This is a genomic window from Stenotrophomonas sp. LM091, assembly GCF_001806305.1.
GTDB classification, from domain to species: domain Bacteria; phylum Pseudomonadota; class Gammaproteobacteria; order Xanthomonadales; family Xanthomonadaceae; genus Stenotrophomonas; species Stenotrophomonas bentonitica_A.
In genome coordinates this window covers 2,785,225-2,811,695 of the sequence record NZ_CP017483.1, presented here as the reverse complement: position 1 = coordinate 2,811,695, position 26,471 = coordinate 2,785,225, and the positions used below count along the sequence as shown (strand labels likewise).

The following is a 26,471-nucleotide window of genomic DNA, read 5'->3' as shown; positions in this document are numbered from 1 at the left end:
CACCGGCCGTGTGCCGGTGCGCAGAATCAGGCCCAGGCCGGCCGCAGTTGGCCGTCGGCGGCAAAGCGATAGCGGCCTTCGTACCAGCCCAGGGCAAACAGACTGAGCACCTGCTCGTAATAGCGCGGCGGCGCGGCGCGCTGCTGCTCCGGTGTCGGCAGCGCAGCGACCATTGCCTTGGTGCGTTCGGCCTCGCCCTGCGCCTGCAGGTACGGCACCAGGGCCGCCTGGAAACCGTAGTTGCCGGTGCCTTCGCGTATGCCGGTGAGCGTGTTGACCTTCTCCGGCATCGGCTGGCCCTCGCGCAGGGTGCTCAGCGGGCCGTGCAGCGCATCCAGCAGCGAACGGAAGCTGGGATCGTTCACGGCGGTCATCCCTGCCCACAGATAGCAGCGGATGGCGTCGTAACTGCCGAGCGGACCCTTGTCCGGATCAGCGATGAAGCCGCCGTCGCGCCACGCGGTCCAGTCCGGCGCAAAGCCGTGGGGTGCGGTATCGCGCAGCAGGCGAACGCTGTTGCCGATCACGGTGGTCCACGGCCCGCTCGGATCAAGCGCGGCGAAGCGGCGCAGCAGCGGCAACGGCAGGTAGCTGGGGTTGAACCGCCACGTGTCTTCCGTCGCAAATCCTTTGGGCCCAGGCATCAACATCGTGCCCAGGCCCGGCACATCGACCAGCTCCTGCACCTGGATCGCCGCCAGCATCGCCTCGGCGGTCTGCCGCAGCGCCGGCCGTTTCCACAACCGCGCTGCCTCGTGCAGGGTATAGGCCAGCCAGACATCCGAGTCGCTGGCGGGATTGTCGTCGAGCACCTTCCATGCATTGGCCGTGGTGTCGCGCCCCCACAGCCAGGCCGGCAGGCGCTGGGCCATGCTGCCGCCGGCGAGGTTGTCCTCGGTCCAGCGCAGCAGGCGATCGAACAGCGGCTGGTCGTTGTCCACCAGCGCGAAAAACAGCGCGTAGGACTGGCCTTCGGAGGTCGAACGCTGGTCGGCGTTGTTGTGGTCGACCATGCGCCCGTCCGGGGTCACGCTGGAGGCACGCATCACCTGCCAGGCCGTCCACGGGCCGGGCCCGCGCGCCGGGCCGTTGGCCGAGCAGGCCAGCAGCGGAGTAACGGCCAGCGCCTGCAGCAGACGGCGGCGCATCCGATGGAACGATGGGGATTCAGTCACGGACATCAGCCTCTTCGCAGCGGGACCTGGCAAGCCTGCGGGAGGCCCGCGGCCAGGTAAAGCCTGGCAGCGGGCCGGTCATCAACGCATGACGGTAATCATTCACCCGACGCGTACGGCGAGCGCAGCGGCTGCGGCTGCTTGCCCAGCCCGGCGCCGAGGCGGTCGAGCAGGAAGCGCAGGTACAGGCTGGTGCCGAACTGCCGGTAGTCACGCGCGTTGTTGAACTCCATGCGCCCGCCCAGGAACAGCTGCGAAGACAGCTGCCATTCGGCGGCGGCGCTGAGGTTGTAGGACACGCCGGTCTTGGTCTGGCCGGTATAGACCGGGTCCACGTACTCGGTGGTCAGTCCCAGCAACGCGGCCATCGAGGCGGCCTCGTAGGCAGCCTGCTGCATCGCCGGATCGGTCGGGAAGTACGGCGCGGCGTCTTCCTTGAAGTGCTGTACGCCAACGCTGGTATCCAGCTGCCACGCCACGCGGCCGCTGGAAGTACGCCCGTTCCAGTGCACCGGGAAGCCGACATCCAGATAGCGCTGCGGACTGAAGTAACCGCCATGTCCGTAGGTGAAGCCGCTGAGGTTGCGGTCGTACTGCATCGCGGTCAGGTTGAGGCCGGCGGTCAGCGACTGGTTGTCGGTCTCCAGGGCGTGCACGTAGACGCCCACGCCGACTTCCTGGCGATCGTTGTCGGCCACGTTCTCGCCTTCCAGGCGATGCCAGGACGCGCTGGCGTAGCCGCCCAACTGACCGTTGTCGACGGTCGCGGCGAGCTTGGCGCCGCTGGCGGTCACCCCGCCCCAGCGCAGCCCGTTGCGCCCGTCTTCCACGCCGGCGAAGGACAGCAGGCTGTCGGTCACCGCGCGGCGCGAGGCTTCGCCGGACCAGGTCAGCGCATCGCCGATCTGACCGCGGTAGCCGATGCCGCCGACGATCTGCGTGTCATCGAAGCCGAGCGGCGTGCTGCCTACATCGGCGCGGAAGCCACCCCGCTCATAGCCTACCGAGACACCGGCGCCGCTGGCATCCTGGGAGCTCATGCGGCGCGCGCCGGCGGCATTGGCCACCATCGCGTACAGAGTGTCCTGGAACGCCTGCGGTGTCTGTGAGCCACCGCCGCCCTGGGCCAGCGTCTTGAGCTGGGCCTGCTCGGCCGCGCTCAGCCCGCGCACAAGGCCGGCATTGCCCAGCACCTGGGTGGCGATGTCGCTGATCGGGGTATTGGCCAGATCACGGCTGAGGATGTAACTCGGCAGCGGATCGGCGAACAGCAGCGCACGTGCGGCAGCGGCCCGTTCGGCCTGGGTGAGCGAACCGTCGGTCTGGTTGAACAGTTCCTGGTAACGACCGTTGTCCAGCGCGCGGTCGTAGATCAGGTTGCGGGTCGCGTTGCTCTCGCCACGGGTCAGCAGCGTCTGGTACAGCGACGAGCCGACCAGGTCATCGACCGGTGTGCGGTCAGCGGCCAGTGCACCGGCCAAAGCGGCCTGCGGGCCACCCCCGAAGCGGCTGGCACTGGTGTATTCCGGATCGGGGCGCCCGGCATCGAGCACGGTCGGGGTGATTGCCACCTTGAGCTTGCCATCGCCGACCGCGAACTGCCCTTCCAGCGGCACCTGCAGGTCATCGAGCTGGCCCATGCCGGCTTCGCCAGCGCGGGTGCGATACGCCGCGCCGACCGCCAGGCTGCTGCTGTTCTCGGCCTTGAGCGCGCGCAGTTCATCGAGCACACCGTTGCCGGTGGTGGCTGGCGGCAGCGGACCAAGCGCGGTATTGCGCGAGGCGCGCGGCGCACTCGCCTGGCTGGGCACCTGGCGCGAGCCGGGCACCGGCAACGGCAGGGCGACACCGCCGCTGGCCGCAGCCGTGGCCATGACCGGTTCCGGCAGGCCATCGGCATCGATTACCGGGGTGACGCTTGCCGGGCCCAGGCTCATGCCCATCGCCGGGCCGGCGTCCATCGGCAGGGGTTCGGCCGCCAGGCGGGCAGTCGCGGCCGGCAGTGGCAGACCACCATCGCGCAGCGCTGCGGTACGGGTGCCACCGCCACGGTTGAGACCGGCGAACGGATTGAAGCTGCCACCGCTGGCCAGCATCGCGGTGCTGGCCTGCGGGTAGCCATTGTCGAGTTGGCCGCTGCCCTTCGCGGCGGCGGCCAGCGACGCGCGGAAGTAGCTTTCGGCGCGGCGGTTCTTGCCGGCCGCGCGATACACGCGCCCTGCCGCCGCCAACACATCCGGCGATTCCGGGGCCTGCTTCAGCGCGCGCTCCAGATACTGTTCGGCCAGATCCATGTCACGCATCGCCGCGGCACTGCCCGCGGCGGCAACCATCGCATCCAGATCGCCCGGTGCCAACTGCAGCTGCTGCTGATACAGCGCCAGGGCCTGGCCGTTGTCGCCCGCGGCGGCATACAGCCGTGCCAGCGCGGCGATATTGCGCGGGTCCTGCGGGCGCTCGGCCAATGCCGGGGCCAACACCGCGTATGCGCCTTCAAGATTTCCAAGCTCCCGCAGGGCATCGACCTGGCGCAGCACGTAGCCGCTGCGCAGATCGTGCAAGCGGGTCTGCTGGCTGGCCGAGAGCGGCACGTCGGCGAGCTGGCGCAGGATCGCGGCGACCTCGCCATCGCGACCGGCGCGCAGCAGCACCGAGGCATATTCCAGGCGGTTGTCGACGCTGGGCGAACCGCCTTCGATCAGGCGCTGCGCGAGCACGAGGGCGCGCTGCTGGCTGCCGATGTCGGCGTAGGCACCGGCCAACGCGGCCACGATGGCCGGGTTCTTGACCCGGTCACCGAGTGCGGCTTCGGCGCGGGCCAGCGACAGCTGCGCTTCGCCGCTGCGCTGGCGCTGCATGAGCGAGCGCGCCTGGGCGGCCTGCACCTGCACCCACGCGGTGTCGTGCAACGCGGTCATTTCCGAATCACGCGAAGCGGTGGGAATGCGTTCCAGCAACGCATACGCGCGCGGCCAGTCGCTGTTCTCCTGAGCGAACAGGGCCTGCGCATACAGCGAGGTCGCCGAGCTGTCGTCCAGCGCGCGCAACCCTTCGATGACACCGTTGGCCTGGTCCGGACGACCCGCGCGCGTGTACAGGCGCGCCAGTTCCAACCGCAGCCATGGGTCACGCGGCTGCACCAGCAATGCATCTTCCAGCTCGATCTGCGCCATCTCGATGCTGCCCTCGGCCAGCGCCTGCTGCGCGCGGGCACGTGCCAGGTTGGCACGCAGCACCGACTGGCCGCCGGCACTTTCCTGCTGGGCCGGGGTCAGCCGGTCGAACAGGGCGGCCGCTTCATCGGCGCGGCCAAGACGACCAAGCAGGCCGACCAGGCCCTGCAGCGCACCGGCATTGCCGGCATCCAGTTCCAGTGCCTTGCGGTAGCTGCGTTCGGCCGCGGCCGGATCGCTCCCGCTCTGCAGGTCGGCCAGCGCGACGTAACCCGCAGGCTCCTTCGGCTGCAGCGCGATGACCTGCTGCACCCGGGAGATGGCATCGCCGCTGGGCTGGCGACGCACCTCCTGCAGGGTCAGCCAGTAGCGCGCGGCATCGGCCGCGCTGCGCCATTTGCCGTTGATCGCAGCCGCCGGGCGCAGCAGTTCATTGGCTTCGCCGAAGCGCTCCTGGCGCAGACGCACAGAGCCCAGGCCACCGAGTGCCTCGGCATCGCGCGGACGCGCGCGCAGCACCTGGGCGAAACGGGCTTCGGCCTGGGCCAGGTTGTTGCTGTCCAGGGCACGGAAGCCCTCGCCCAGCAGCCGCTGGTTCGGGTCCTGCGGCACCGGGCGGTTGGCGATGGCCTGTTCACGCAGCTGCGCCTGCTTGGCCGCCACCTCGCGATCGTTCGGCACCACGTCCAGGAAGGCCTGGTACAGCGGTGCATCGGCGGTGGTGGCGTTGAGCCACAGCAGCGCCTGGCGCCAGGCCGCACGCGCGGGGCCGGCGGTGTCGGTTGCCTGGCTGAGCGTACGCAGCTGGGCGATGCCCTCGCGGCGGGTGGGCTCGCGGTAGGTCAGCACCTGGGCCAGCGCCAACTTGGCCGGGTTGTTGTTGCCGGTGGCGATGCGGCGCAGGCCATCGCGCGCGCGCGTCCAGCCTTCCGGCGTACCGGCCAGCACCTGGTAGTACTCCAGCGCCAGATCATTGGGCGGACCGCCTGCGCCGAAGGCCTCGTCATAGGCACGTACCGCTTCGACATAGCGACCGGCCGCCGCCGCGCGACGCGCGTTCTGCAGCTGGTTCCCGCCACCGCCACCGCCGAGCGCCATGCGCAGGCGCGTGGTCTGCGCCGAGGACGGATGACGCGCCTGCAGCTGCTGCAGCCGCTTCTGCGCCTCGGCCCGGCGGCCCTGGTTGAGGTCGATCAGGCCCAGGCCGAGCAGTGCATCGGCCTGGTTGGGGTCGGTGGCCAGCAGCTTGCGCCAGGCATCGGCGGCCAGATCCTCGCGGCCCTGGTCCTGCCAGTAGTTGCCTTGGCTGACCAGCTGCTGCGTCGACGACGCGTTCTGCGCGAAGGCCGGCACGGTCAGCACGCACAGGCCAACCAGGCAAAGAGGTGTCAGGGTCTTGCGGAACATGGCGAACTCCACGCGGGCAGCAGTCGCCCATCGGCAGAAAAACGGTAGCGGCGATCCATCCAGCCCTTGCCGAACAGCACCAGGGCACGATCGTAATAGTTGAGGGTGCCGGCGGCGGGAATCCGCGCCAGCTGCGCCTTGGCCAATGCGGGTTGGCCAAGTGCACTGAGATACGGCAGCAGGGCCGCGGCAAAGCCCGGTGACGGCGTACCGGTGCCCACGCCAAGCCGTGTGTCGATCTTTTCGGCAAAGCCGCTCTGCGCGCGCAACATCGATGCCGGCCCGGACAGGCCATCAAGCAAGGTGCGCCGCAACGGATCGGCCGGATCGGTCATGCCTGCCCACAGATAGCAGCGGATCGCGTCGTAGCTGCCGATCGCGCCCTTGCCCGGGTCGGCTACGAAGGCCTTGCCGTTCCAGGCGATCCAGTCCGGCGCGAACCCGACCGGCGCACTGGCACGCGTCATCGCCACGCTGCGTTCGGCCAGCCGCGCCCACGGGCCACGTGCATCGACGGCGGCAAAACGACGCAGCACGAACAACGGCAGGTAACTCGGGTTGAGCGTCCAGCGGTCGGCCTGCACGAACCCGCGGTTGCCGGGCAGCAGCATCGGGCCGAAGCCGGGCAGCTCGACGACTTCAGCCGTGCGCATCAGCGCCAGCGTCTGCCGACCGGCTTCGACCAGCCCCGGCCGTTTCCACAGGCGGCCCGCTTCAAGCAGCGCGTAGGCGATCCACAGCTCGCCGTCAGCGGCGGTGTTGGGGTCGAGCACGCGGAACTGGCCATCGGCGGCACGCCCCCACAACCACGCAGGCAGATTGAGGTCGGCACGGCCGCGGCACAGGTGGCGGCGGGTCCAGGCCAGGATACGGTCGAACAGCACTGGATCGTTGTCCACCAGTGCGAAGAACAATCCGTAGGACTGCGATTCGGAGGTGCTGCGCAGGTCGGTGTTGAGATGATCGACTACGCGGCCATCCGGCTCGATATGCCGATCGACAAACGCACGCCACTCACGCCACGGCGTCCCGCAGGCCTGTGCCAGAACGTCGAGCGGCAGCACGGCGGCAGCACCAGCGGCCGCCATCGCCTGCAGGAAGCGACGGCGCGCAGGCGCCGGCGCGGGGACGGACGGGTCGCGCATGCTCAGCCGGACATCCCGATGCGTGCCCTGGCGTTGCGCCTGAGCAGCCAGCGCGCGATCAGCGCCAACAACAGGCAGGCCAGGCCGACGAGGGCGCCGAGCAGCAGCGGGCTCTGCGAGAAGTACCAGCGCAGCCAGGTCAGCGGCGGCAGGTGGCCGACGTAGTAACTCTGGTTGCCGGCCAGGCTGCGCACCTTGTCCTTCTGCAGCAGCACCACGCTACCCTGGAAATCGCGCAGGCGGTCCGGATCAAACCATGCTTCGAACAGGCGGTTGACCTGGGCCGGGTCGTCGGCCATCACCGCGATCACACTGCGGCCCTTGCGCAGGGGCGACTCGAAGCCCATCAACACGACGTCGCCGGCATCCGGACGCACGGAGACTTCGGCCGTGGTGGGCAGATCGGTGCGGCGCGCATCCGGCGACAGGAACGAGGGCATGCGTTCAAACACCCAGTCCGAGAGCTGCACGCGGCGCGACTGCCCCGCCTCGCCGATCGGCAGGTGCGCCGCCCATTCGCCGAACAGCGGCTGGCTGCGGCGCGAGCCCAGCACCACCAGGTCCTGGTCGGCGTGCTCGCCGACCTGGCGCGCGGCGATGATGCGGTTGCGCAGCGCCGGGTAGCCGGTCGAGGCACCCATGCGGCCGAGCAGGGTCAGCACGTTGCCGACGTCATCGGCGTTGGGGTTGTCCGGCAGTACCAGCACGGTCTCGGACAGATCGGCCAGGCGCGTGAACGGGTAACCGGCGTTGCCGAAGGCGGCCAGGTTGGGCATCGCCATGTAATGGTCGAAACCGCTCAGGTCGATGCTGGTGTCGCCATCGATCGCCGCGGAGACATCCGGGAAGGTGTTCTTGCACTCGGCTGCCTGCGGGCGGTCGAAGAAGAAGTGGAAGCGCAGCTGGCTGTTGGACGAGAACGGTCCGGTCGGCAGCATCACCTTCTGCTGGATCGGCATCGCGCCGGGTGCCTTGAGCTTGTTCCACACCATGTCCGAGACCGAGCGCGGTGCCGGCCGACCGTTCAACGGAAGGGTGGTAACGAAGGCGTCGTTGATGCTGATGTTCAGCGCCGACTTGTCCGCCCCTTCGGGCAGTGTATAGCGGTAACGCAGGTCCAGTGGAATGCCGTCGCGGCGCCACACGAACAGATCCGGCGGCAGCTGCAGGCCGATGCGGATCAGGTCCGGGTGGTAGCCGACGACGTTCAACTCGCTGGTCTGCCGCACCAGTTCGGACACGCGCACGGGTCGGTCGCTGGGAATCCAGTTCGGCGCGTCGTACGGCTTGCGCGGCGCGATCTCCTTGAAGTCCCCGATGCTTGCGGTCGGGCCGGACAGCGGCGCGCCCAAGGTCAACGCGGTGGCGGCGATGCGCAGTTCGGCATCATCGCGACCCAGCACCAGCAGCAGCTTGCCGTTGGCATCGTTGGGGTTGGCGATCACGGCCAGGGTCGGCCCGCTGATGTCGGGCAGCACCAGGCCGGCCGGCGGATTGCGCGGGGTGGCCACGACCACCGCATTGCCTTCCATGGGCACCGTATCGATCGAGGCCGGGAACAGCGCGCCACGGTAACCGGCCAGTGCGCCGAACCACGACGACACGATGCCGGCCGACTGCAGCAGGCCCTGCCCCGGCTGGCCGGTGAACACGAACGGGAGTTCCAGCCGGTTGGTGTCGCGTGCGTCGAAGAACGGCACCGGCAGCAGCGACAGATCATTGGTCAGCTGCAGCGGCGCCCAGCCCAGCTCCAGGTAGCTGGCGCTGTCGATGTTGGCCCACAGGCTGGTGTGATCGGGATCTTCGCACTCGCGTGTGTAGTGGCCGATCAACTGCAGGTTGATGCGGTTGTAGTCGATGATCATGCGCGGGTCGATATCGATATCGCGCTCGATCATCCGGCCGGCCTGGTCCACCGGCGTCGGCAGGGTCGCCACGGTGACGTCATTGACGGTCACCTTCAGGTGCGACAGGTCTGGCAGCAGCGCTGGCGAATAGCTGTATTTCAGATGCAGCGATGCGCGGTCCACGACCTGGTCGTTGCGGATCGAGAACGGCACGCCGGCCGTGCCCTGGATGCCGCGCAGGGTGATCTCATAGTCGATGCCGAGCTGCTTGAGCGTGGAGCGGCTCTGCCGGGTCCCTGCAGCCGGCGTGGCGGGCATCATCGCCGCCGGCGCGGCGTCTGCCGGGGTGGTCGCTGGCACGGCAGCGGGCGCTGTCGCGGGCACGGGCGGGCTCTGCGCATAGACCGCCCCGCACAGCAGGGTCAGGGTAAACGCCACCGCTGCGGCGGACGGGCGCGGCAGGCGCACCGGGCGGAACAGGGAACGGTGACGACGGGTCATGCGGAATCTCCGGTGCGCGGCGGCGTGGGGGCATCCTTGCGGCCGCCCGCGAAAACGAACTGGCCCAGGCGGTGGAAGCCGCGCATGCTGGCCTTGAGGACGTCAGTGGTGGAACGCAGGAAGGTGTCGCGGTCGTGGCGGCCCCACAGCTTCACCCAGATGTCGGCACGGGCGAAGGTGGACGTGACCAGCCAGCGCTCCTGCTCCAGGCTCAGCTCACCGAACTGGATGCTGATGCCCTGGTCGTCGCGGTCATGCCGCACTTCGGCCGGCAGCCGCTGGCTGCGCTGGCGATGAGCCAGCTCGACCTCCACGCGCGTGCCCGGCTGCACCGGCTGTGCCTGGTCCAGGCGGATCGCCATGCCACCGGTGGAGAAGTTCAGCGTGCGGCACGGCAGCGCCTGGCCATCAGGCAGGTGCAGCACGGCGCGCATGTTGAGCGGCACCCGGTGCGCGCGGCGGATCTGGCGCTGCTCGCTGGAGGTGGCGATCACCGCCCCGAGCATGATCATGTTGTAGACGGTCCACCCCAGGTTCAACCAGATCGTATTGACCTCGCCACTGGTCTGGGCCATCACCATCCGCACGATGCCGGCGATCACGCCGGCCAGGTTCAACAGCAGCAGCAACAGGTACGGGCGGGCGATCTGCGCATCGAAGTAGCTGCGCTGCACCAGGCCGCCCTTGGCGGTGACGTTGAACTTGCCCAACTTGGGGTTGATCACGGCCATCAGGGTGGGGCGCAGGATGTACCAGGCCAGCGTGGTCTCGTATACCTCGTTCCACAGCAGATGGCGGTGCTTGCCCTGCACGCGCAGGTTGGTCAGGTTGGCCATCACGATGTGCGGCAGCGCGTAGGCGAGGATCATCAGCGCCGAGGCGTGGATGACGTGCGCACCGAAGAACAGGAAGGCCAGTGGCGCGGTCAGGAAGATGATCCGCGGCAGGCCGTAGAAGAAGTGCAGCATCGCGTTGGTGTAGCACAGCCGCTGCACGAAGCTCAGGCCCTTGCCGAACATCGGGTTGTCCACCCGCAGGATCTGCGCCATGCCGCGTGCCCAGCGGATGCGCTGGCCGACGTGCGCCGACAGGCTCTCCGTGGCCAGGCCGGCCGCCTGCGGCACGGGGATGTAGGCGCTGCGGTAGCCGGCACGGTGCAGGCGGATGGCGGTATGCGCATCCTCGGTCACCGTCTCGATCGCCACACCGCCCACTTCCTCCAGCGGGGCACGCTTGATCACGGCGCAGGAACCGCAGAAGAAGGTCGCATTCCACTGGTCGTTGCCGTCCTGCAGCAGGCCGTAGAACAGCTCGCCCTCGTTGGGCACGCGGCCGAAGTTGCCCAGGTTGCGTTCGAACGGATCGGCCGAGAAGAAGTAGTGCGGGGTCTGCACCACCGCCATCTTCTCGTCGTGCAGGAACCAACCCATCGACATCTGCAGGAACGAGCGGGTCGGCATGTGGTCGCAGTCGAAGATCGCCACGTACTCGCCACTGGTCTTCTTCAACGCCGCATTGATGTTGCCGGCCTTGGCGTGGTTGTTGTTGGTACGGGTGATGTACTGCACCCCGACTTCTTCGCAGAACGCGCGGAACTCGTCTCGGCGGCCGTCATCGAGCAGGTAGATGTTGAGCTTGTCGGCCGGCCAGTCCAGCACGGTCGCGGCGAGCACGGTGGTACGCACCACCGAAAGCGGCTCGTTGTAGGTGGGGATCAACACGTCCACGCTCGGCCACAGCGACTGGTCTTCGGGCAGCGGCATCGGCTTGCGGTGCAGTGGCCATGCCACCTGGAAGTAGCCCAGCACCAGCACGACGAAGGAGTACACCTCGGCGGCCACCAGGCCCAGGCCCAGGGTGAGGTCGACGAAGCTGCTCATGCCCATGGTGTCGGTCAGGCGCCAGTACATGTAGCGCGTGGACATCACCAGCGACAGCCCCATCAGCACCAGCGGGATCAACCGGTTCTCACGGTTGCGCAGGCACAGGGCGATCAGGAACACCACGGCCGAGAACAGGAACTGCTGGCCGATCTCCATCGGGACGGTAACCACAAAGGCCAGCAGCACGGCGCCGCCGACCGCCAGCGCGAGCAGCGCCAGGCGGGCCAGAATGGCATCCCCTCTCGGGGTGGATGACTTGCTCATGATGTTCCCCCAACACGGCCGCAGATCGCGGCATCCCCTTGCATCAGCCGGTCCCGTTGCCGCACCCGGCTGGGCGCGACGGACGATCACCGACTACGTTTCAACCCTGGCGCAGCCGGCTCAGCGGGCTGTGCCCCGGCGTGGCGCTACGTGCCTCCGCCAGGCGCTGGAACAACTGCTCCAGCGGTGTCTTGCGCCCCGGTGCGGCCGTGGCCGGCGTCTCCACGGTGGTCGCCTGGACCGGCGTGGTCACCGGCGTGGTCACTGGCGCGAGAGTGACCGCGGGCGGCAGGTTCGTCGCGGCCGGAATCGGCGGCGGCACCTCATCGCGCGGCTTGGCCACCGTGCTCACGCGGGACTGGCTGTGGGAGAAATCCCGGTAAGCGCGCGTGTCATCGCGATCCCCCAGGCGGTTGAAGAGACCAGCCACGTCGTCGTGGCTCTCGGCATCGGCAGGTTGCTGAAACTTGCTCATGGCACCATCGAAAGGGGGAGAGGGTCAGAACACACGCGACAGCGTGTAGGTAGCTACATCGGGATGATCACTCTGCAGATAGCGCACATCCAGCACCGACATCATCCCGGCGGCCCGGAACCACTGGCGGTACACACCTTCCAGAAACCCAGTGTCCCACCCGGCCCGGGCGCCGAGGACGGCTGACAGCGGCGAGGCGGCGTGGTGGATGCGGACCTGTTCGGGGGCTTCCTCGAACACGACCTGCCCCCATTCCGTGGAGGACCACACCGCATTGGCCGCCTGCTGCAGTTCATCCAGTGTGGCGACCGCCGGCAGCGCATGGTCACGGCCGAAGCGCTCACCGATACGCGCCATCAACCGCGACAGTTCGGCATCGGGCAACGCACTGTCGAACTCTTCGCAGAGCGCCAGCAGGAAGCCGCGCCACTGGCGCGAGCACGCGTGGGTCCGGTAGTAATCGAGCAATGCTGATGACTTCATGTGGAAAGCCTAGACGAACCACGATGCAGAGGCGGTATACGGGCAATTACCGGCATCGATGTCGGTCAAAAGTGTGAACTACGCCTCACAATATTGTGGCACATCTGGCTTTCCTGCATAGCGAGCGCCCTGCGTCGCTTCCTGACCCGCCGCGTCACCCGCTACTGCTTCGCTGAACGGATGTGCGTACCGGGCCGCCCCGGCGCCGGAGCCGGACGGCGGCCAAGGGTGCCACCCGGTGCCGGGGTCAGGCCTCGGCCGGCAGCTCGAACACCTGCCGCAGGTAGGCCAGGTACCCCGGGTCATCGCACATGCTCTTGCCGGGCGAATCGCTCAGCTTGGCGACCGGCTGGCCGTTGCAGCGGACCATCTTGATGACGATGTTGAGCGGGGTCGGGCCCAGGTCGTTGGTCAGGTGGGTGCCCACCCCGAAGGCCACCTGGCAGCGGCCGCGGAAGTAATCGAACAGCTGCATGACCTTTTCGATATTCAGCCCGTCGCTGAAGACCAGCACCTTGCTGCGCGGGTCCACGCGGCGGCTGTGGAAGTGCGCCAGCATGCGGTCGCCCCAGGTGAAGGGGTCGCCGGAATCATGCCGGACGCCATCGAACAGCTTGCAGAAATACATGTCGAAGTCGCGCAGGAAGGCCTCCAGGCCGACCACATCGGACAGCGCGATGCCCAGGTCGCCGCGGTACTCGCGTGCCCACGATTCCAGCGCCGCCACCTGCGAATCGCGCAGCCGCGGGCCGAGCGCCTGGAAGGCCTGCAGGTACTCGTGGGCCATGGTGCCGTGCGGGGTCATGCCGTACAGGCGGGCGAAATGCACGTTGCTGGTGCCCACGAACTGCGCGCCCAGCGCATCGCGCAGCATCGGCAGCATGCGCCCGTGCCACTCGCGCGAGTAGCGCCGGCGGCTGCCGTAATCGGCGATCCGGCACAGCTCGAAACCGGGCGTATCGCGCAGCAGCGCGGTCTTGGCCTGCAGGCGGCGCTCGCCCTCGCTGAAGTCCGAATCGGTGGTATTGCGGAACCAGACCTCGTTGATGATGGCCAGCAGCGGCACCTCGAAAAGGATGGTGTGCAGCCAGGGGCCGGTGATGTCCAGCTCGATCTCACCCGGGACGGTGGCCGAGGGGCGCAGCGCGATGTACTTGCGGTCCAGGTGGAACAGGCCGAGGAAATCGGCGAAGTCCGGTTTGACGAAACGCAGGCCGCGCACGTAGTCCAGCTCTTCGGGGCTGAAGCGCAGGCTGCACAGGTGGTCGATCTCGGCGTTGATCTGGTCGATGAACTGCGCCAGGTCGATGCCCGGGGTCCGGCACTTGAACCGGTACTGCACCTGCGCGCCGGGGTACTGATGCAGCACCGCCTGCATCATGGTGAATTTGTACAGGTCGGTGTCGAGCAGGGACTGGATGATCATGCAGGGGATTATGCGCCTGCCAGGGGGTCCGACCAACGCCCGGCCCCCTCGCGGTGGAATGCGTTCCCGGCACGCATCGCGCCTGCGCATGCGGTGCGCGGGCGCTACCGGCGCCGCAGCAGGCGCGGGACCTGCACCAGCGCGTGCGCCCAGATCGCGCCCCACACCGCGCAACGCACCGGCCAGGCACGCCGTGGCGCCTCGAATTTCTGGAAGTACCGCCACAACCCGCGATGCTTGTGCCACTCCACGAAGAATGGCCGCGCGCGGCTGGAGACGCCGCGGACATGGGTGACCTGCAGGTCGTTGGCGATCGCGATCACCGCGCCGGCCTCACGCGCGCGGCGGCACAGGTCCAGGTCCTCGGCGTGCAGGCGATAGCCGGCATCCCAGCCGCCGATCCGCTCGAACAGCGCACGCGGCATCAGCAGCAGCGCGCCGGACAGGGCCGGCACGACCTGCAGCGGCTGGCGGCGATCGACCGGGATCGCCAGCTTGCCGCCCTGCCCCGGGCGGCGCAGCATCGCGGCGAAATCCGGGTCACGGCGGCGCACCGCATCGTCGGGGCGGCCATCTTCGTCGACCTGTTCCACGCCCAGCAGGCAGTCGCCCAGCGGCAGCGCGCGTTCGCGCAACAGGGCCAGGGTATCGGGACCGACCATCAGGTCCGGATTGATGAAGGCCAGCCACGGTGCCTGGCTGTCGGCCACGCCCTGGTTGTTGGCGGCGGCGAATCCGGGGTTGTCCGGGTTGGCGATGAAGCGCACCCGCGGATCGGCGCTGGCGTGGCGCTGCACGATCTCCAGGGTGCCATCGGTGGAATCGTTGTCGACCACGCGGATCTCGGCGATGTCGCGCGCCTCGCGCAGGCGCAGCAGGCAGGCATCCAGCGTGCTGGCGCTCTGGTAGCTGACGATGATGGCGGCGATGGCAGGACTCAAACGGGCGGCTCCGGGGCGGCAGTGACAGGCGGCGCGAACAGATCGCCCTGCGCCTTGGGCATTATCGCCTGCCGGTGATGCTGCTGCAGATCGTGGCGTGCCTGCTGCAGTGGATCGGCCATCAGGAAGCCCGCCAACCGCGGCGGCCAACCGGGCCAGCGCGTGGCGAGCGCGTCCATGTCGCCCTCGCCGGTCACGCCTTCGGCCACGCGGGCGACGAAGGCGGTCTCGCACAGCGCGTTGCGCCAGCCGAGCCCGGCCATGCGCAGGCTCAGGTCGATCAGCGCGGCATTCCACGAGGCATAGCTGTGCATGTCCAGCCCGCCGGCCCTGCGCCGCGCATTGCCGCGCAACAGCACTGCATGGGTCACGGCACACGGCAACTCCGGATGCAGCGGCGGCATCGCCGCGCAGGCCTGCGCCAACGGGGCCAGATCCAGGTCATCCGGTAATGGGTTGATTTCCCCCAGGCGCGGCCAGGCCGCCGTCTCGCCGGCGTTGCACCACGGCGTAGCCGAGCCGATCGAGGCATCGCGGGCCAGGCAGGCCTGCAGCTGCTGCAGCCAGCCCGGTGCCGGAATCGCGTCCGGCGCCAGCACCACCACATCGGTCCCGGCGCAGGCAGCCAGCATTTCATCCAGATGGGCCACTTCGCCGATGGCGCGGGCACGGCGGGTGTACTCGGCCTGCAGCGGGGTGTGCGTGAGCCAGTGCTCGATCACGGCCTGGGCCCGCGGCCCGGCCTGGCCATCATCGGCCAGCCAGATGGCGGTCCCCGGCGTGGTACCGGCGTCCAGGGCGGCCAGGCAACGGTCCAGCGCGGCATCGTCGACCCCGATCGGCAGCAGGACGACCGTGCTCATGCGGACCTCTGCGTACTGCCGTCTTCGCCGTGTCGCTGTGTCATCGCGGGCTCCCCTGGGCGGGGCCAGCGTAGCAAGATCGACCCCTGCGGTGACAGCCGGGGCCGGGCAGCACTCAGCGCTTGTCCTTGTGCTCGGGGAACGGCTCCATCGCGCGGAAGCGGCTGCTGTACTCGTCGGTCAGGTTGCGCGACTCCTGCGCGTTGCGCACGATGGTCGGGGTCAGCAGCACGATCACTTCGGAACGCCCGGACTTCTTCGTCTTGCTGCCGAACAGCGCCCCGATGACCGGGATCCTGCTCAGGCCAGGCACACCATTGGCGCCATCATCGTCGGAGTTGGTGATCAGCCCGGCAAGCATGATGGTGTCGCCACTCTGCACGGCTGCTTCGGTGGAGATCTTGCGGGTATTGATCGGCGGGTTGCAGGTGGTACGGGTCGGGTCGCACCCGCTCGGGATCGCGCCGGCCGAACTCACCTCCTGCACGATATCCAGAAACACCACGCCATCGCGGGTGATGCGCGGGCGCACCTTGAGGATCACGCCGGTGTCCAGGTACTGGACCTGGCTGTAGGTGTTGTCGCCGCCGATGCCGGTATTGACCGAGACCGAGTTGATCGGGATCTGGGTGCCGACGTTGAGGGTGGCTTCGGCGTTGTTGCGCACGAACAGCGACGGCGTCTGCAGCAGCCGCAGGTTGCTGACCTTGTCCAGTGCGCTGACCACGGCGGCGGCATTCTTGCCGAGGAAGGTCCAGCCCACTCCACCATCGCCGACGGTGCCGGAGATGCTGCCCCAGATCGAGCGACCCAGAGCACTGGGCAGGTCGATGCCACTCTCGGTCTTGCCGGTGGTCACGGCCTGTTCGAAGAACCAGTTCACGCCGTAGCTGAGGTCGCCGGTCAGCGCGACCTCGGCGACCTGCGCTTCGATGTGCACCTGCATCGGCATCACGTCGAGCTTCTCGATCACTTCGCGGATCGAGCGCCAGGCCTGCGGGGTGGAGCGCACCAGCAGGGTATTGGTTTCCTCCACCGCCGAGACGCCGACCGTATCGCCCTGCACTTCCAGGCTGAAGCTGGCGTTGCCGGACTGGCGCTGCGGCAGGTTCATCGTGCCATCGCCCAGCCCACCGCGGCTGCTCCCCGTGCTGCTGCCGGTGTTGGAGAAATTGCCGTTGGTGTTGTTGCCATCGCGGCTGCCGATATCCATCGGCGAGGCGCCCGGCGCCAGCGAACTGCTGCCACGGCCACTGCGGCCATTCTCGTTGGCGAAGGCTTCGGCCAGGCGTTCGGCCAGATCCTTGGCCTTGACGTAGCGCAGTTCATAGGAGAACAGCCGCGCATTGCCGCCGGCGGTATCGATGCGGTCCAGCCACTGCTGGATCTGGTCCAGGTAGCGCGCCTGCGGGGTGATCACCAGCACCGCATTGGCATTCTCCAGCGGCAGGAAGCGGAACATGCCGGCGCTGGGCGTCTTGCTCTCCTCGCCGAACACTTTCTCCAGATCGGCGGCAACCTGTTCGGCCTTGCCGGACTGGATCGGGAACACGCCCACGGACATGCCCGAGAGCCAGTCCACGTCGAAGATCTCCACCGTGCGCAGGTAGTTCTCCAGCTCGCTGCGGGTGCCGCCGAGGGTGATCACGTTGCGGCCGTTGTCGACGTTGACGATGGCATTCGGGCGCGCGTAGGGCTCCAGCACCTTCTTCATTTCGGTGGCCGAGATGTACTGCAGCGGTACCACGCGCACTTCGAAGCCGCGCGCATTGGCCGGCGACGCCGTGCTCGGCGAGACCGTACCGGCCAGTGCCTGGTCGGCGGGCACGATGTTGTAACGGCCGGCGCTGTAGACCATGCGCGCGTTGTTCCAGCCCAGCACCATTTCCAGCAGGTTCAATGCCTGCGCCGAGGAGACCGGCTTGGGCGTGGCCAGGGTCACGGTGCCCTGCACGCCCGGCGCGATCACATAGTTCTGGCCCAGGAAGTCACCGAGGATCGCCTTGACCACCGCGTGCACCGATTCGCCTTCGAAGTTGAAGGTGGCGTTGCCGGTGGAGGCATTGCCCAGCGACGGTTGCGGGGCGGCCGCGGCACTGCGGTTGATCATGGTGCCGGTGCCACGGCGGATCACCGCCTGCGGGGTGCCGGCGCTGCCCAGCGGCTCGGCCTCGACGCCTTCACGGGATCCGTCACCGGCGACCACCTGGTGGCTGTCGAGCACCGCATCGCGGCGTACCTCCGGCGCGGGCACGGTGGTGCAGCCCACCAGCAGGGCGACAAGGAAAGACACGGGAAAAAGGCGCAGGGTCATGCTGTCACTCTAAGGGTTGTGGCCGGAGCCGCCCGCGGGCGGTTGCTGCGACTGCTGTTGCTGTTGCTGCTGCAATTGCTGGCGACGCGCCTGGATGCGCTCGCGGATCGCCTTCATGTCGGCTTCGCTGGGACCCTGCGCGCTCTGCGCGGGGGCCCCCGCATTCGATGGCGTCGCTGCCTGCGGCGCAGGTGATGCGCCCGGCGCCGGTGCGGGCATCGCTGCGGCGCCATTGATCGGGCGCGCGCCGGCACCGGCCGGAGGCACCGCGGTGAGCGGCGTAGCGCCCAGCACCGTCGGTGGTTCACCGCCCTGCCCATTGAACACCGGCAATTCCAGGACCTGCGTGCCACCGGGGCCACTGACGGTGGCGCGGCGCGGTTCCAGCGCCAGCAGTTGCCAGCCGTTCACCGCTTCACCATTCAGCCGCAGTCGCAGCGACTGGCGCTGGTCGGTGGTCAGGATCGCCATCCCGAAACCCGGTGTAAGCAGCACGCCGGTCAGTGAGACGCTGCTGGCGGTGCCCTGTTCGGTGCCACCGAGCAGGTACGGGCGCGGTTGGCGATCTTCGGCGAACAGCGGGCGGGCGCCGATCTGGGCATAGGTGCTGGCCGAGCTCATGCGCTCGGGCGCGGCGGGAGCCAGGTGGGGCAGCGGCGCAGGACCCATATCGCCGTCGGTGGCCGGCGCGATGCGCTGGCCCAGGCCGAACAGCGTGGCGATCCAGATCGCCAGCGCCCACAGGGCGATGCCGCCCAGCCACCAGGTCCGCAGGCCAGCTGCTTCAAGCTTCATGCTGGGCCTCCCCGGCAGCGTCCGGTGCGGGCGCGGGCTCGGCTGCATCGCTGGGCGGGGCCGCATCCGGGCCGCCGTCCTGCCCGGCATCCTGCCCGGACGGCGGTGGCAGTGGGGCCGGCGCGGGCGCGTCAGGTTCCAGCGCTGCGCCCGGGCGCAGATGACCGACCAGTTCGAAGGACACATCCAGGCCGGTGCCGGTTTCGCTGGGCGACTGCTGGAAGCGCTGCGCGAGCAGGTTGAGGTTCTCCACGAACAGGCGCGGGCTGCCGGTCTCCAGCGTGTGCAGCACGGCCGCCATTTCCGGCACGCCGCAGCGCAGGCGCACCTGCAGGGCCACACGCGGGAAGGCAGCCTCGCGATTGGCATCGGGCAGCGGGGTGCGATTGCTGATCGTGCAGCTGCGGTTGCCCGGACTGGCCGACGCCACCGCATCCTGCAGGCGGCTGGAGAGCGCCGCGGCGGCCGATTCGGCAGTGGCCTCGCGCAGGAAGCCAGGGCGGCCCTCCAGGGCGGCCTGCACCTCGCGCAGCTGGGTGGCGATCTGCCCGCGCTGCGCCAGCTGCGCATCCACGCGCTGTTGGCGCTCCTGCACGGCGGCGATGTCGGCATTGATCGCCAGCAGGGGGCGGGTCAACCACGGGTGCACGAGCAGCAGGTACGCCACGGCGATCACCGCCAGCAGCAGGCCCAGCGCGAGCCAGCGATCACGGCGCGTCGGTTGTGCTGCCATCGGCAACCTCCTTCGCGGGCGGGGCCGCACCGGGCAGCGGCTGCAGCTCGGCCGTCAGCGTGAAACGGTCGCGGCCGCTGGTTGCCCCATCGGCCTGCAGCACGCCGGTCAGGTTGACCTTGCGCCACAGCGGCGAGTCCTGCAGCAGCGGCACCAGCTGCGAGGCTTCGCGGCTGAGCCCGATCAACTGCAGTGTGTTGCCTTCGATCGAGAGTTTTTCCAGATAGGTGCCATCGGGCAGCAGGCGGGTCAGCTCGTTCCACAGTTCCACGGTACTGGCGTGCTCGCCGCGCCGGCCTTCCAGGAACGCGGCGCCTTCGACCAGGCTCTGCAACTGCTGGCGCTCGGCCGCGACCCGGCGCGCATCACGCGCGGCGTCATCCACCTGCGCGCGCAGCTGGTCCGCCGCGGCCTGGCGGTTGTCCAGCAGCTGGTGGCCGGCCAACGCGAGCAGCACGATCGCGCTCGCGGCCAGGAGCCAGTTCCAGCGTGCCATCGGGTCGCGATAGGGCTGCCGCTGCGCCAGCGGCAGCAGGTTGACGTCGAGCGGCCGGCCAGCGGCATCCACTGCATCGACGCCGGCCACCGCCTGTGCCCATGGCCCGGCCTGCTGCGCCCACTGGTCCAGCTGCGCGCGCGGGATCACCACCAGCTCGACCTGCAGCTGGCCATCCGGCAAGGCCCCGAGCTCGCGCACGTCATAGCTCACCTGGCTGGCATCGAACGGGGTCTGCCGATCGATTTCGAATCCGACCACATCGCGCAGCCGCTCGGCGGCGGCCGCCGGCAAGCGCAGCGGACGGCGCAGCACGCTCCCGACCGGCAGCAACCAGTGCCGGGGCAGGCTGCGCAGGCGCGCATCGAGCACGCCATCGAGCGCGGCGGGCGGGACCGGCCACGGCAGCTCCACGATGGCCTCGATCTGCTCGCCGGTCTGTCGCTGCAGGCGCAGTAACTCGCCCTCGCGCAGCAGCAGCAGGCGCGAACGCGACCAGCCCATCGCCCATTGCCACCGCACCGGCAGCCAGGCCAGCAACGACTGCCGCCACCAGCGCAGGCTGCTGCCCACGCCGGGCGACACGCGCCCGCGGGCCCGCACCAGACTGTCACGCCATGCCGTCATCTTGCTGCCATTCCCTGTTCCCAGCGAAGTACTGTGTATGCCGTTCCCGGCGTGCCTGCCGACCCCATCCTCACCACGGCGCGCAGTACCGATACCCGGCCGCGTTCGTCCGTGGCGCGACTCTCGATACTATAGGTGCCACTGCCACCTGCAAGCGGCGCGACCGGCAATCCAGCTTCATCAGCGGCCGCTGCGCGTTCGCGTTCGGCCAGCAGGCGCTCTGCATCCAGCCCCAGTGCGGTCAGCACCGGGCCTGCGGCAACGCGCGGGTCAGGCCGTGCCTGGCGGCTGTACAGGGTCAGCATCGGCTCCATCCGCGCATACAGGTCCGCCTCCATGCCGAGCACGCGCTGCAGCTCGCCGACCGTCTCATAGCGCGCGTTGCGTGCGCCGTAGGGCAGCCCGGCGGCGAGGTAATCGGGCGTCTCCGCGCCGCCACCGGGCTGTTTGAGGCTGTCCGCGTCACGCCAGTCGACGATGGCGCCGGCCAGCTGCTGGGCGCGCCCGGGCTCCTCCCCCATCGCACGCAGGAACGCGTTGAGCAGGCTCACGTCGGCCAGGTTCAGATTGATCTTGCCGTTCTCATCGAGGATCGTCAGATCGATCCGGCGCGTATCGAACGTCCACCGGTAGCGGCGGCCATCGGCAACCCAGGCCGGCTGGGTGGCGCGCGGCTGCAGGCGGTGCAGCGCGTACTCCAGCCCTGCGCGCGCATACTCCTGCCCGATGGCATCGTCACCGATCACGCGCTGCTGCATGTGCTCCACGCGCGCGCTCAGGGCGAACGCGCCGACCACCGCGGTCAGCAGGGCGATCAGCCACAACACCAGGACGAGCGCGGCGCCACGTACCGGCCTCATCGGCGATCCCCACGTGACGGAGGCAGTGCGGCGATCATCGGCGGCCAGGCCGGCCCCTGCAGCGGCACGATCTCGATCGAGACCAGCAACGGCAGGCGGCGGGTGTCATCCCAGCGGTCCAGCCACGGCGTCAACTGACCGGTGCGCGGGTCGGTGCCGCGATAACGGAAGCGCACCTCGCGCAGCTGATCGGCCAGCATTTCCGGCGGGCGTGGCGGATCTTCCTCGATCGCCTCGCCGTTCTGCAGCAGGGTCAGCGCGACCTCCAGCTGCTCGGCGCCCGCGGCATGGCGGACCTGCAGCTCGTGTGCATACGGCCCGCCGCGACCCAGATAGCCCGGCAGATCCGAGACGAACAGCATGCGCTGCGGCTCGCCCATGAAATACACCGGATCGCGGGTCGGGTCCGGCGGGGTGGTCGCGATCACCAGTGCGGTGGACAGGCGCCGCCGCAGGAAACCTTCCACCGCGCGCATGCGCTCGTTCTGCGCGGCCATGCGCTCGCCGCGTTGGCTGATGGCCATGGCCGAGCGCACCGTGGCGAAGGCCAACGCCAGGCCGCCGACGAGCAAGGCGGTCGCCAGCAGGATTTCGATCAGGGTGAAGCCGGCGGCCCGGCGTGCGCGTGCTGTCATCGTGGTGCGCCCGGCACCGGCGGCAACAGGCGCAGGCTGCGCCATTGCAGCTGCTCGCCATTGCCCTCGCCCCAGCGTACCTGCAGGGTGATCTGTGCCAGGGTCGGGCCGCCAACGTCCACCGTGACCGGACCGGTAGCGCTGCGGGGCTCCTGGTAGGGCGCCACCTGCAGTTGCCAGCGGTACCTGCCCTGCTCCCACTCTCCCTGCGTGCTGCCTTCCTGCAAGGGGCTTTCCACCCCCGTGCTGGCCAGCAATGATTGCGCATACAGTGTCGCGCGGCTGCGTACGTCGGCCTGCCCGACCTGGCGCGCCGCGCCGGACAGGCTGCCCAGCAGCAGGGTCAGCGCAAGCGCCAGCAGCGCGAAGGCGATGATCACCTCCAGCAGCGAATACCCACGCTGGCGCCTCATCGGCCCTCCCGGCGCGGGCCGGCACGCACTTCGCCGGTGATCCAGCCCACGTGGATGTCCCAGGCTGCGCCCCGCGTGCTCACTTCGATGGTGCCGCCACTGGCGGCGCCGTCGGCGAAGAAGGCGATCGCGCCCTGCCCGGGTGCGGCACCGAGCTGGCCGGCGCCACGGAACCGTACATCCAACGCCGCCGGGATCTGCCCGTGGCGGCCGTTGGCCGCCTGCCACGTCCGCGCACGCGGGTCGATCACGAAGCGCTGGGTCTGCCCGGTAGCGATCGCCTGGGTACGCGTGTAACGCAGCTGGGTGGCGATTTCCTTGCCGGCATTGCGCAGGCGCATGCCGTCGATGCCGCCGTTCATCGCGGTGGCGGTGACCACGCCGATGATGGCGATCAGCGCGACCACCAGCAGCATCTCCAGCAACGACAGGCCATGCGCATGCACGCCCGTGGGCACGCGGCGCGGCGGTCTGCTCGGCGTGGACCACAGTGCTCCCAATGCCGATTACTCGTACCGGATGTCCGCGTCGTAACTGCTGCCGCCCACCTTGCCATCCTTGCCCAGGCTGATCAGGTCGTACGGCTGGCCTTCGCCCGGGACGCGGTACTCCAGCGCGTGGCCCCACGGGTCGTTGAGATCGGCCGGCTTGGCGTACGGACCGAGCCAGCCCGCACTGCCGCTGGGCTGGGTGACCAGATCCTCCAGCTTGGCCGGCAGCTTGCCGGTGTCCAGCTGGTAGTTGTCGATCTTGCCGGCCATGGTCTGCACCTGCGCCTTGGCGATGTTGGCCTTGCCACGGTCGGCGCCGCCGAGCACTCGGCTGCCGACCAGGGTCAGCACCGCGCCGATCAGCACGATGACGATGATGATTTCCAGCAGGCTCATGCCGGACTGGTGGCGCGCGGAAGAGAAGCGGGTCAGGCGGCGGCGTTGCATGTGGCAGGCTCCTTGCATCGAATCGTAGGGGTGTTGACCAGCGGCCGGTCAGCCGATGGCATTGGTCAGGTCGTACAGCGGCACCAGCACGGCCACGATCACCAGGCCGACCACCGAGGCCAGCACCAGGGTGATCACCGGCACCAGTGCCGACAGCAGACGGTCGATCGCGCGCGCGCTTTCCTGCTCGAACGTATCGGCGGTCTTGAGCAGCATCGTATCCAGCGCACCGGATTCCTCGCCGACCTGGATCATCTGCAATGCCAGCCGCGGAAACCGCTTGCCCCGCGACAGCGAGGCCGACAGCCCGTTGCCATTCTTGACCTCGTCGCTGGCGGCATCCACGTCGGCAGCCAGCGCGCGGTTGCTCAACACATTGCGCGCGATGCCCAGGCCGGACAGCAGTGGCACGCCGTTGCGCAGCAGCGTGCCCAGCGTGCGGGCCAGGCGTGCGGTCTCCAGCTTGCCCAGCAGCGGGCCGATGCCTTTGCGCTGCAGCAGCCAGCCATCCACGGCCAGGCGCGCGGCCGGTTGCCGCAGCCGCCGTTCCACTACCAGCGCGATCACGGCCGGCACCACGATCATGATGAGCCAGCCTTCGCGCACCACCAGCCCGGCGGTGAGCACCGACTGGGTGAACCAGGGCAGCGCGACATCCAGGCTCTCGTACATCAGCGCGAATTGCGGCACGACGTAACCCAGCAGGAACAGCAGCGCACCGCCAACCACCGCCAACAGGATCGCCGGGTAGATCAGCGCGTTGATCACGCGCCCTTTCAGCTCGGCGCTGCGCTCGAGGTAATCCGACAGCCGCTGCAGGGTGTCGTGCAGGCTGCCGCCGGCCTCACCGGCGCGCACCATGTTGATGTACAGCCGGGAGAACAATCCGTGCTGGCGTTCCAGCGCGGTCGAGAGTGGTGCGCCACCGCGCACGATGTCGCGGATGTCGGTGATGACGCGCCGGGTACGCTCGTCTTCGGGCAGTTCCAGCAGGATGCTCAGCGCGCGGTCCAGCGGCTGGCCGGCACCGAGCAGCGTGGCCAGCTGCTGGGTGAACTGCACCAGCGCGCCGCCATCGAACGGCTTGCGGCGCAGCAGCGCCAGCCACGACGACGCCCCAGCGGCACTCTCGCTGGCCAGACGTGCCTCCATCGGCATGTGGCCCTGGTCCTGCAGCCGCGCGGCGACCTCCGCTTCGCTGGCTGCCTCCATCTGGCCATCGAACAGTTCGCCGTGGGCATTGAGCGCCTTGTAGCGGTACTGGGGCATGCTCAGCCGCCCACCCGGTGTTGGCCGCAGGCACGCATCAGGCATCCTCCGTCACGCGCAGCACTTCTTCCAGCGTGGTGTGGCCCTGCAGGGCTTTGGACAGCCCGTCTTCGTACATGGTGCGCATGCCCGCGGCACGCGCGATCTGCTCGATCTCGCCCATCCCGGCCCGACGCATCACCGCACTGCGCAGCGCATCGTTCATCACCAGGAATTCCACGATGGTGGTCCGGCCCAGGTATCCGGTCGGTGCGATCGCCGAGGGCTGCGCGCGATACAGGAAAATCTCACCCTCCGGCTGCAGCCGGCGCAGGCCGAATTTTTCGATCTCTTCGGGCGATGCGCGATAGCGCTGGGCGTGCTGGGGCTCCAGCCTGCGCACCAGGCGCTGGGCCAGGATGCCGTTGATGGTGGAGGTGAGCAGATAATCTTCCACGCCCATGTCGAGCAGGCGGGTGATGCCGCCAGCGGCATTGTTGGTGTGCAGCGTGGACAGCACCAGGTGGCCGGTGAGCGCGGACTGGATCGCGATGCGCGCGGTTTCCAGATCGCGCATTTCACCGATCATGATGATGTCCGGGTCCTGGCGCACGATGCTGCGCAGCGCATTGGCGAAATCCAGCCCGATCTGCGGCTTGGCCTGGATCTGGTTGATGCCTTCGATCTGGTACTCCACCGGATCTTCGACGGTGATGATCTTGACGTCGGCCGTATTGAGCTGGCTCAGCGCGGTGTACAGCGTGGTGGTCTTGCCCGAACCGGTCGGGCCGGTGACCAGCAGGATGCCGTGTGGCTGTTCCAGCACCTTGCGGAACTGCGGCAGGAACGCCTCGGTGAACCCCAACCGATGGAAATCGAACACCACGGTGTCGCGGTCGAGCAGGCGCATGACCACGCTTTCGCCGTGCGCGGTCGGTACGCTGCTCACGCGCAGGTCCAGTTCCTTGCCCTGCACGCGCAGCATGATGCGGCCGTCCTGCGGCAGGCGACGTTCGGCGATGTTGAGCCGCGCCATGATCTTGATGCGGCTGATCACCGCAGCGGTGAGATTCACCGGCGGGCTTTCCCCTTCGATCAGCACGCCGTCTACGCGGTAACGCACCTTCAGGCGATTCTCGAACGGTTCGATATGAATATCGGAGGCGCGCAGTTCCACCGCCCGCTGGATCACGAGGTTGACCAGCCGGATCACCGGCGCTTCGGACGCCAGGTCGCGCAGGTGTTCGATGTCGTCGACCGCCGCACCTTCACCGTCCGCGGTTTCGATGATCGCGCCCATCGCGCTGCGGCCCTGGCCGAACCAGCGCTCGATCAGATCATCGATTTCCGAGCGCAGGCCGACATGCAGGCGGACCGGCAGCGCCATCGCCAGCTGCACGGCATCGGCCGCATACGGGTCCTGTGGATCGGACAGCCACAGATCCAGCGCGTCGTCCTGCAATGCGAGGGGGCAGACATGGAACTGCTTGAGGAATCGCACCGTCAGCGGCAGCCCGTCCAGCAGCGCTTCGGGCGGCGATTCCGGCACGGCCTTGGCGTCGAGCAGCGGCAGGCCGAGAACCTCGGCGCAGGTCTGTGCATGGTCGCGCTCTGATACCAGCCCCAGGCGGACCAGCAGGCCGAGCAGGCTGCCGCCGGATTCACGGTGCAGCGGACGCGCGCGGGCCAGATCGCTGTCCTTGAGCCGGCCTTTCTCCAGCAATACCCCGACGATGCGGGATTCAGCGGTGGATTCTGCAGTGGGGTCCTGGGCAACCGCGTTCAAGAATCTTCTCCTGGCAACCGCTGCGACTTTAGCAGTTCACCGC

Annotated in this window: 21 protein-coding genes; all 21 read right to left on the bottom strand. The window is 68.8% G+C overall.

The window, feature by feature from the left end:
- Positions 1-26: 26 nt before the first annotated feature.
- Positions 27-1,148 (bottom strand): cellulose synthase complex periplasmic endoglucanase BcsZ, encoded by a 1,122-nt coding sequence (gene bcsZ, locus BIZ42_RS12200; protein WP_083279851.1) that lies wholly within the window; start codon positions 1,146-1,148, stop codon positions 27-29.
- Positions 1,149-1,273: 125 nt separating this feature from the next.
- A complete protein-coding gene (locus tag BIZ42_RS12195) occupies positions 1,274-5,755 on the bottom strand; it encodes a cellulose biosynthesis protein BcsC (RefSeq protein ID WP_070426601.1) in 4,482 nt (1,493 codons plus the stop codon).
- The gene (gene bcsZ, locus BIZ42_RS12190) at positions 5,737-6,900 is read right to left on the bottom strand and encodes a cellulose synthase complex periplasmic endoglucanase BcsZ (RefSeq protein WP_019182526.1); all 1,164 of its coding nucleotides are present in this window, start codon (positions 6,898-6,900) and stop codon (positions 5,737-5,739) included. Before bcsZ (BIZ42_RS12190) ends, BIZ42_RS12195 begins: the two co-directional genes overlap by 19 nt.
- Positions 6,901-6,902: 2 nt before the next feature.
- Positions 6,903-9,248 carry a cellulose biosynthesis cyclic di-GMP-binding regulatory protein BcsB gene (gene bcsB, locus BIZ42_RS12185; protein WP_172838049.1) on the bottom strand — a complete coding sequence of 782 codons (2,346 nt, stop codon included), beginning with the start codon at positions 9,246-9,248 and terminating at the stop codon, positions 6,903-6,905.
- Positions 9,245-11,395, bottom strand: a complete 2,151-nt coding sequence (gene bcsA, locus BIZ42_RS12180; protein ID WP_070426600.1) for a UDP-forming cellulose synthase catalytic subunit — start codon at positions 11,393-11,395, stop codon at positions 9,245-9,247. Before bcsA ends, bcsB begins: the two co-directional genes overlap by 4 nt.
- A gap of 100 nt (positions 11,396-11,495) precedes the next feature.
- Positions 11,496-11,870 carry a hypothetical protein gene (locus BIZ42_RS12175; protein WP_070426599.1) on the bottom strand — a complete coding sequence of 125 codons (375 nt, stop codon included), beginning with the start codon at positions 11,868-11,870 and terminating at the stop codon, positions 11,496-11,498.
- 24 nt (positions 11,871-11,894) lie between these two features.
- Positions 11,895-12,353, bottom strand: a complete 459-nt coding sequence (bcsD, locus tag BIZ42_RS12170) for a cellulose biosynthesis protein BcsD (RefSeq protein WP_026069674.1) — start codon at positions 12,351-12,353, stop codon at positions 11,895-11,897.
- Between the two features lie 247 nt (positions 12,354-12,600).
- Positions 12,601-13,779 carry a nicotinate phosphoribosyltransferase gene (gene pncB / locus BIZ42_RS12165; RefSeq protein WP_019182531.1) on the bottom strand — a complete coding sequence of 393 codons (1,179 nt, stop codon included), beginning with the start codon at positions 13,777-13,779 and terminating at the stop codon, positions 12,601-12,603.
- A gap of 104 nt (positions 13,780-13,883) precedes the next feature.
- Complete coding sequence (locus BIZ42_RS12160) at positions 13,884-14,720, bottom strand: glycosyltransferase family 2 protein (RefSeq protein WP_070426598.1); 837 nt, start codon at positions 14,718-14,720, stop codon at positions 13,884-13,886.
- Entirely contained in the window at positions 14,717-15,583 is an 867-nt protein-coding gene (locus tag BIZ42_RS12155) for a glycosyltransferase (RefSeq protein ID WP_070426597.1), read from the bottom strand. Before BIZ42_RS12155 ends, BIZ42_RS12160 begins: the two co-directional genes overlap by 4 nt.
- A 115-nt stretch (positions 15,584-15,698) precedes the next feature.
- Positions 15,699-17,897, bottom strand: a complete 2,199-nt coding sequence (gspD, locus tag BIZ42_RS12150) for a type II secretion system secretin GspD (protein ID WP_070426596.1) — start codon at positions 17,895-17,897, stop codon at positions 15,699-15,701.
- A 9-nt stretch (positions 17,898-17,906) separates the two neighbouring features.
- The gene (locus BIZ42_RS12145; protein WP_070426595.1) at positions 17,907-18,692 is read right to left on the bottom strand and encodes a general secretion pathway protein GspN; all 786 of its coding nucleotides are present in this window, start codon (positions 18,690-18,692) and stop codon (positions 17,907-17,909) included.
- Positions 18,682-19,425 carry a type II secretion system protein GspM gene (gene gspM, locus BIZ42_RS12140; RefSeq protein ID WP_237393503.1) on the bottom strand — a complete coding sequence of 248 codons (744 nt, stop codon included), beginning with the start codon at positions 19,423-19,425 and terminating at the stop codon, positions 18,682-18,684. The genes BIZ42_RS12145 and gspM overlap by 11 nt, the downstream gene beginning before the upstream one ends.
- The gene (locus BIZ42_RS12135; protein ID WP_070426593.1) at positions 19,400-20,548 is read right to left on the bottom strand and encodes a PilN domain-containing protein; all 1,149 of its coding nucleotides are present in this window, start codon (positions 20,546-20,548) and stop codon (positions 19,400-19,402) included. Before BIZ42_RS12135 ends, gspM begins: the two co-directional genes overlap by 26 nt.
- The gene (locus tag BIZ42_RS12130; RefSeq protein ID WP_070426592.1) at positions 20,545-21,408 is read right to left on the bottom strand and encodes a type II secretion system protein GspK; all 864 of its coding nucleotides are present in this window, start codon (positions 21,406-21,408) and stop codon (positions 20,545-20,547) included. Before BIZ42_RS12130 ends, BIZ42_RS12135 begins: the two co-directional genes overlap by 4 nt.
- Positions 21,405-22,043 carry a type II secretion system protein J gene (locus tag BIZ42_RS12125; RefSeq protein WP_070427527.1) on the bottom strand — a complete coding sequence of 213 codons (639 nt, stop codon included), beginning with the start codon at positions 22,041-22,043 and terminating at the stop codon, positions 21,405-21,407. Before BIZ42_RS12125 ends, BIZ42_RS12130 begins: the two co-directional genes overlap by 4 nt.
- Positions 22,040-22,456, bottom strand: a complete 417-nt coding sequence (locus BIZ42_RS12120) for a prepilin-type N-terminal cleavage/methylation domain-containing protein (protein WP_070426591.1) — start codon at positions 22,454-22,456, stop codon at positions 22,040-22,042. Before BIZ42_RS12120 ends, BIZ42_RS12125 begins: the two co-directional genes overlap by 4 nt.
- Positions 22,453-22,872, bottom strand: coding sequence for a GspH/FimT family pseudopilin (locus BIZ42_RS12115; RefSeq protein WP_070427528.1), 420 nt, complete (start codon positions 22,870-22,872; stop codon positions 22,453-22,455). The genes BIZ42_RS12120 and BIZ42_RS12115 overlap by 4 nt, the downstream gene beginning before the upstream one ends.
- A gap of 90 nt (positions 22,873-22,962) precedes the next feature.
- A complete protein-coding gene (gene gspG / locus BIZ42_RS12110) occupies positions 22,963-23,394 on the bottom strand; it encodes a type II secretion system major pseudopilin GspG (protein ID WP_019182542.1) in 432 nt (143 codons plus the stop codon).
- A gap of 48 nt (positions 23,395-23,442) precedes the next feature.
- A complete protein-coding gene (locus BIZ42_RS12105) occupies positions 23,443-24,663 on the bottom strand; it encodes a type II secretion system F family protein (protein ID WP_070426590.1) in 1,221 nt (406 codons plus the stop codon).
- 37 nt (positions 24,664-24,700) lie between these two features.
- Positions 24,701-26,428: a type II secretion system ATPase GspE gene (gene gspE, locus BIZ42_RS12100; RefSeq protein WP_019182544.1), complete on the bottom strand. Its 1,728-nt coding sequence runs from the start codon at positions 26,426-26,428 to the stop codon at positions 24,701-24,703.
- Between the last annotated feature and the right edge of the window lie 43 nt (positions 26,429-26,471).

Bases quoted from the DNA above. Each gene is read 5' to 3' on its own strand.
- bcsZ (WP_083279851.1), bottom strand. From the start codon at position 1,148: ATGCGCCGCCGTCTGCTGCAGGCGCTGGCCGTTACTCCGCTGCTGGCC.
- BIZ42_RS12195 (WP_070426601.1), bottom strand. From the start codon at position 5,755: ATGTTCCGCAAGACCCTGACACCTCTTTGCCTGGTTGGCCTGTGCGTG.
- bcsZ (WP_019182526.1), bottom strand. From the start codon at position 6,900: ATGCGCGACCCGTCCGTCCCCGCGCCGGCGCCTGCGCGCCGTCGCTTC.
- bcsB (WP_172838049.1), bottom strand. From the start codon at position 9,248: ATGACCCGTCGTCACCGTTCCCTGTTCCGCCCGGTGCGCCTGCCGCGC.
- bcsA (WP_070426600.1), bottom strand. From the start codon at position 11,395: ATGAGCAAGTCATCCACCCCGAGAGGGGATGCCATTCTGGCCCGCCTG.
- BIZ42_RS12175 (WP_070426599.1), bottom strand. From the start codon at position 11,870: ATGAGCAAGTTTCAGCAACCTGCCGATGCCGAGAGCCACGACGACGTG.
- bcsD (WP_026069674.1), bottom strand. From the start codon at position 12,353: ATGAAGTCATCAGCATTGCTCGATTACTACCGGACCCACGCGTGCTCG.
- pncB (WP_019182531.1), bottom strand. From the start codon at position 13,779: ATGATCATCCAGTCCCTGCTCGACACCGACCTGTACAAATTCACCATG.
- BIZ42_RS12155 (WP_070426597.1), bottom strand. From the start codon at position 15,583: ATGAGCACGGTCGTCCTGCTGCCGATCGGGGTCGACGATGCCGCGCTG.
- gspD (WP_070426596.1), bottom strand. From the start codon at position 17,897: ATGACCCTGCGCCTTTTTCCCGTGTCTTTCCTTGTCGCCCTGCTGGTG.
- BIZ42_RS12145 (WP_070426595.1), bottom strand. From the start codon at position 18,692: ATGAAGCTTGAAGCAGCTGGCCTGCGGACCTGGTGGCTGGGCGGCATC.
- gspM (WP_237393503.1), bottom strand. From the start codon at position 19,425: ATGGCAGCACAACCGACGCGCCGTGATCGCTGGCTCGCGCTGGGCCTG.
- BIZ42_RS12135 (WP_070426593.1), bottom strand. From the start codon at position 20,548: ATGACGGCATGGCGTGACAGTCTGGTGCGGGCCCGCGGGCGCGTGTCG.
- BIZ42_RS12130 (WP_070426592.1), bottom strand. From the start codon at position 21,408: ATGAGGCCGGTACGTGGCGCCGCGCTCGTCCTGGTGTTGTGGCTGATC.
- BIZ42_RS12125 (WP_070427527.1), bottom strand. From the start codon at position 22,043: ATGACAGCACGCGCACGCCGGGCCGCCGGCTTCACCCTGATCGAAATC.
- BIZ42_RS12120 (WP_070426591.1), bottom strand. From the start codon at position 22,456: ATGAGGCGCCAGCGTGGGTATTCGCTGCTGGAGGTGATCATCGCCTTC.
- BIZ42_RS12115 (WP_070427528.1), bottom strand. From the start codon at position 22,872: ATGCTGCTGGTGGTCGCGCTGATCGCCATCATCGGCGTGGTCACCGCC.
- gspG (WP_019182542.1), bottom strand. From the start codon at position 23,394: ATGCAACGCCGCCGCCTGACCCGCTTCTCTTCCGCGCGCCACCAGTCC.
- BIZ42_RS12105 (WP_070426590.1), bottom strand. From the start codon at position 24,663: ATGCCCCAGTACCGCTACAAGGCGCTCAATGCCCACGGCGAACTGTTC.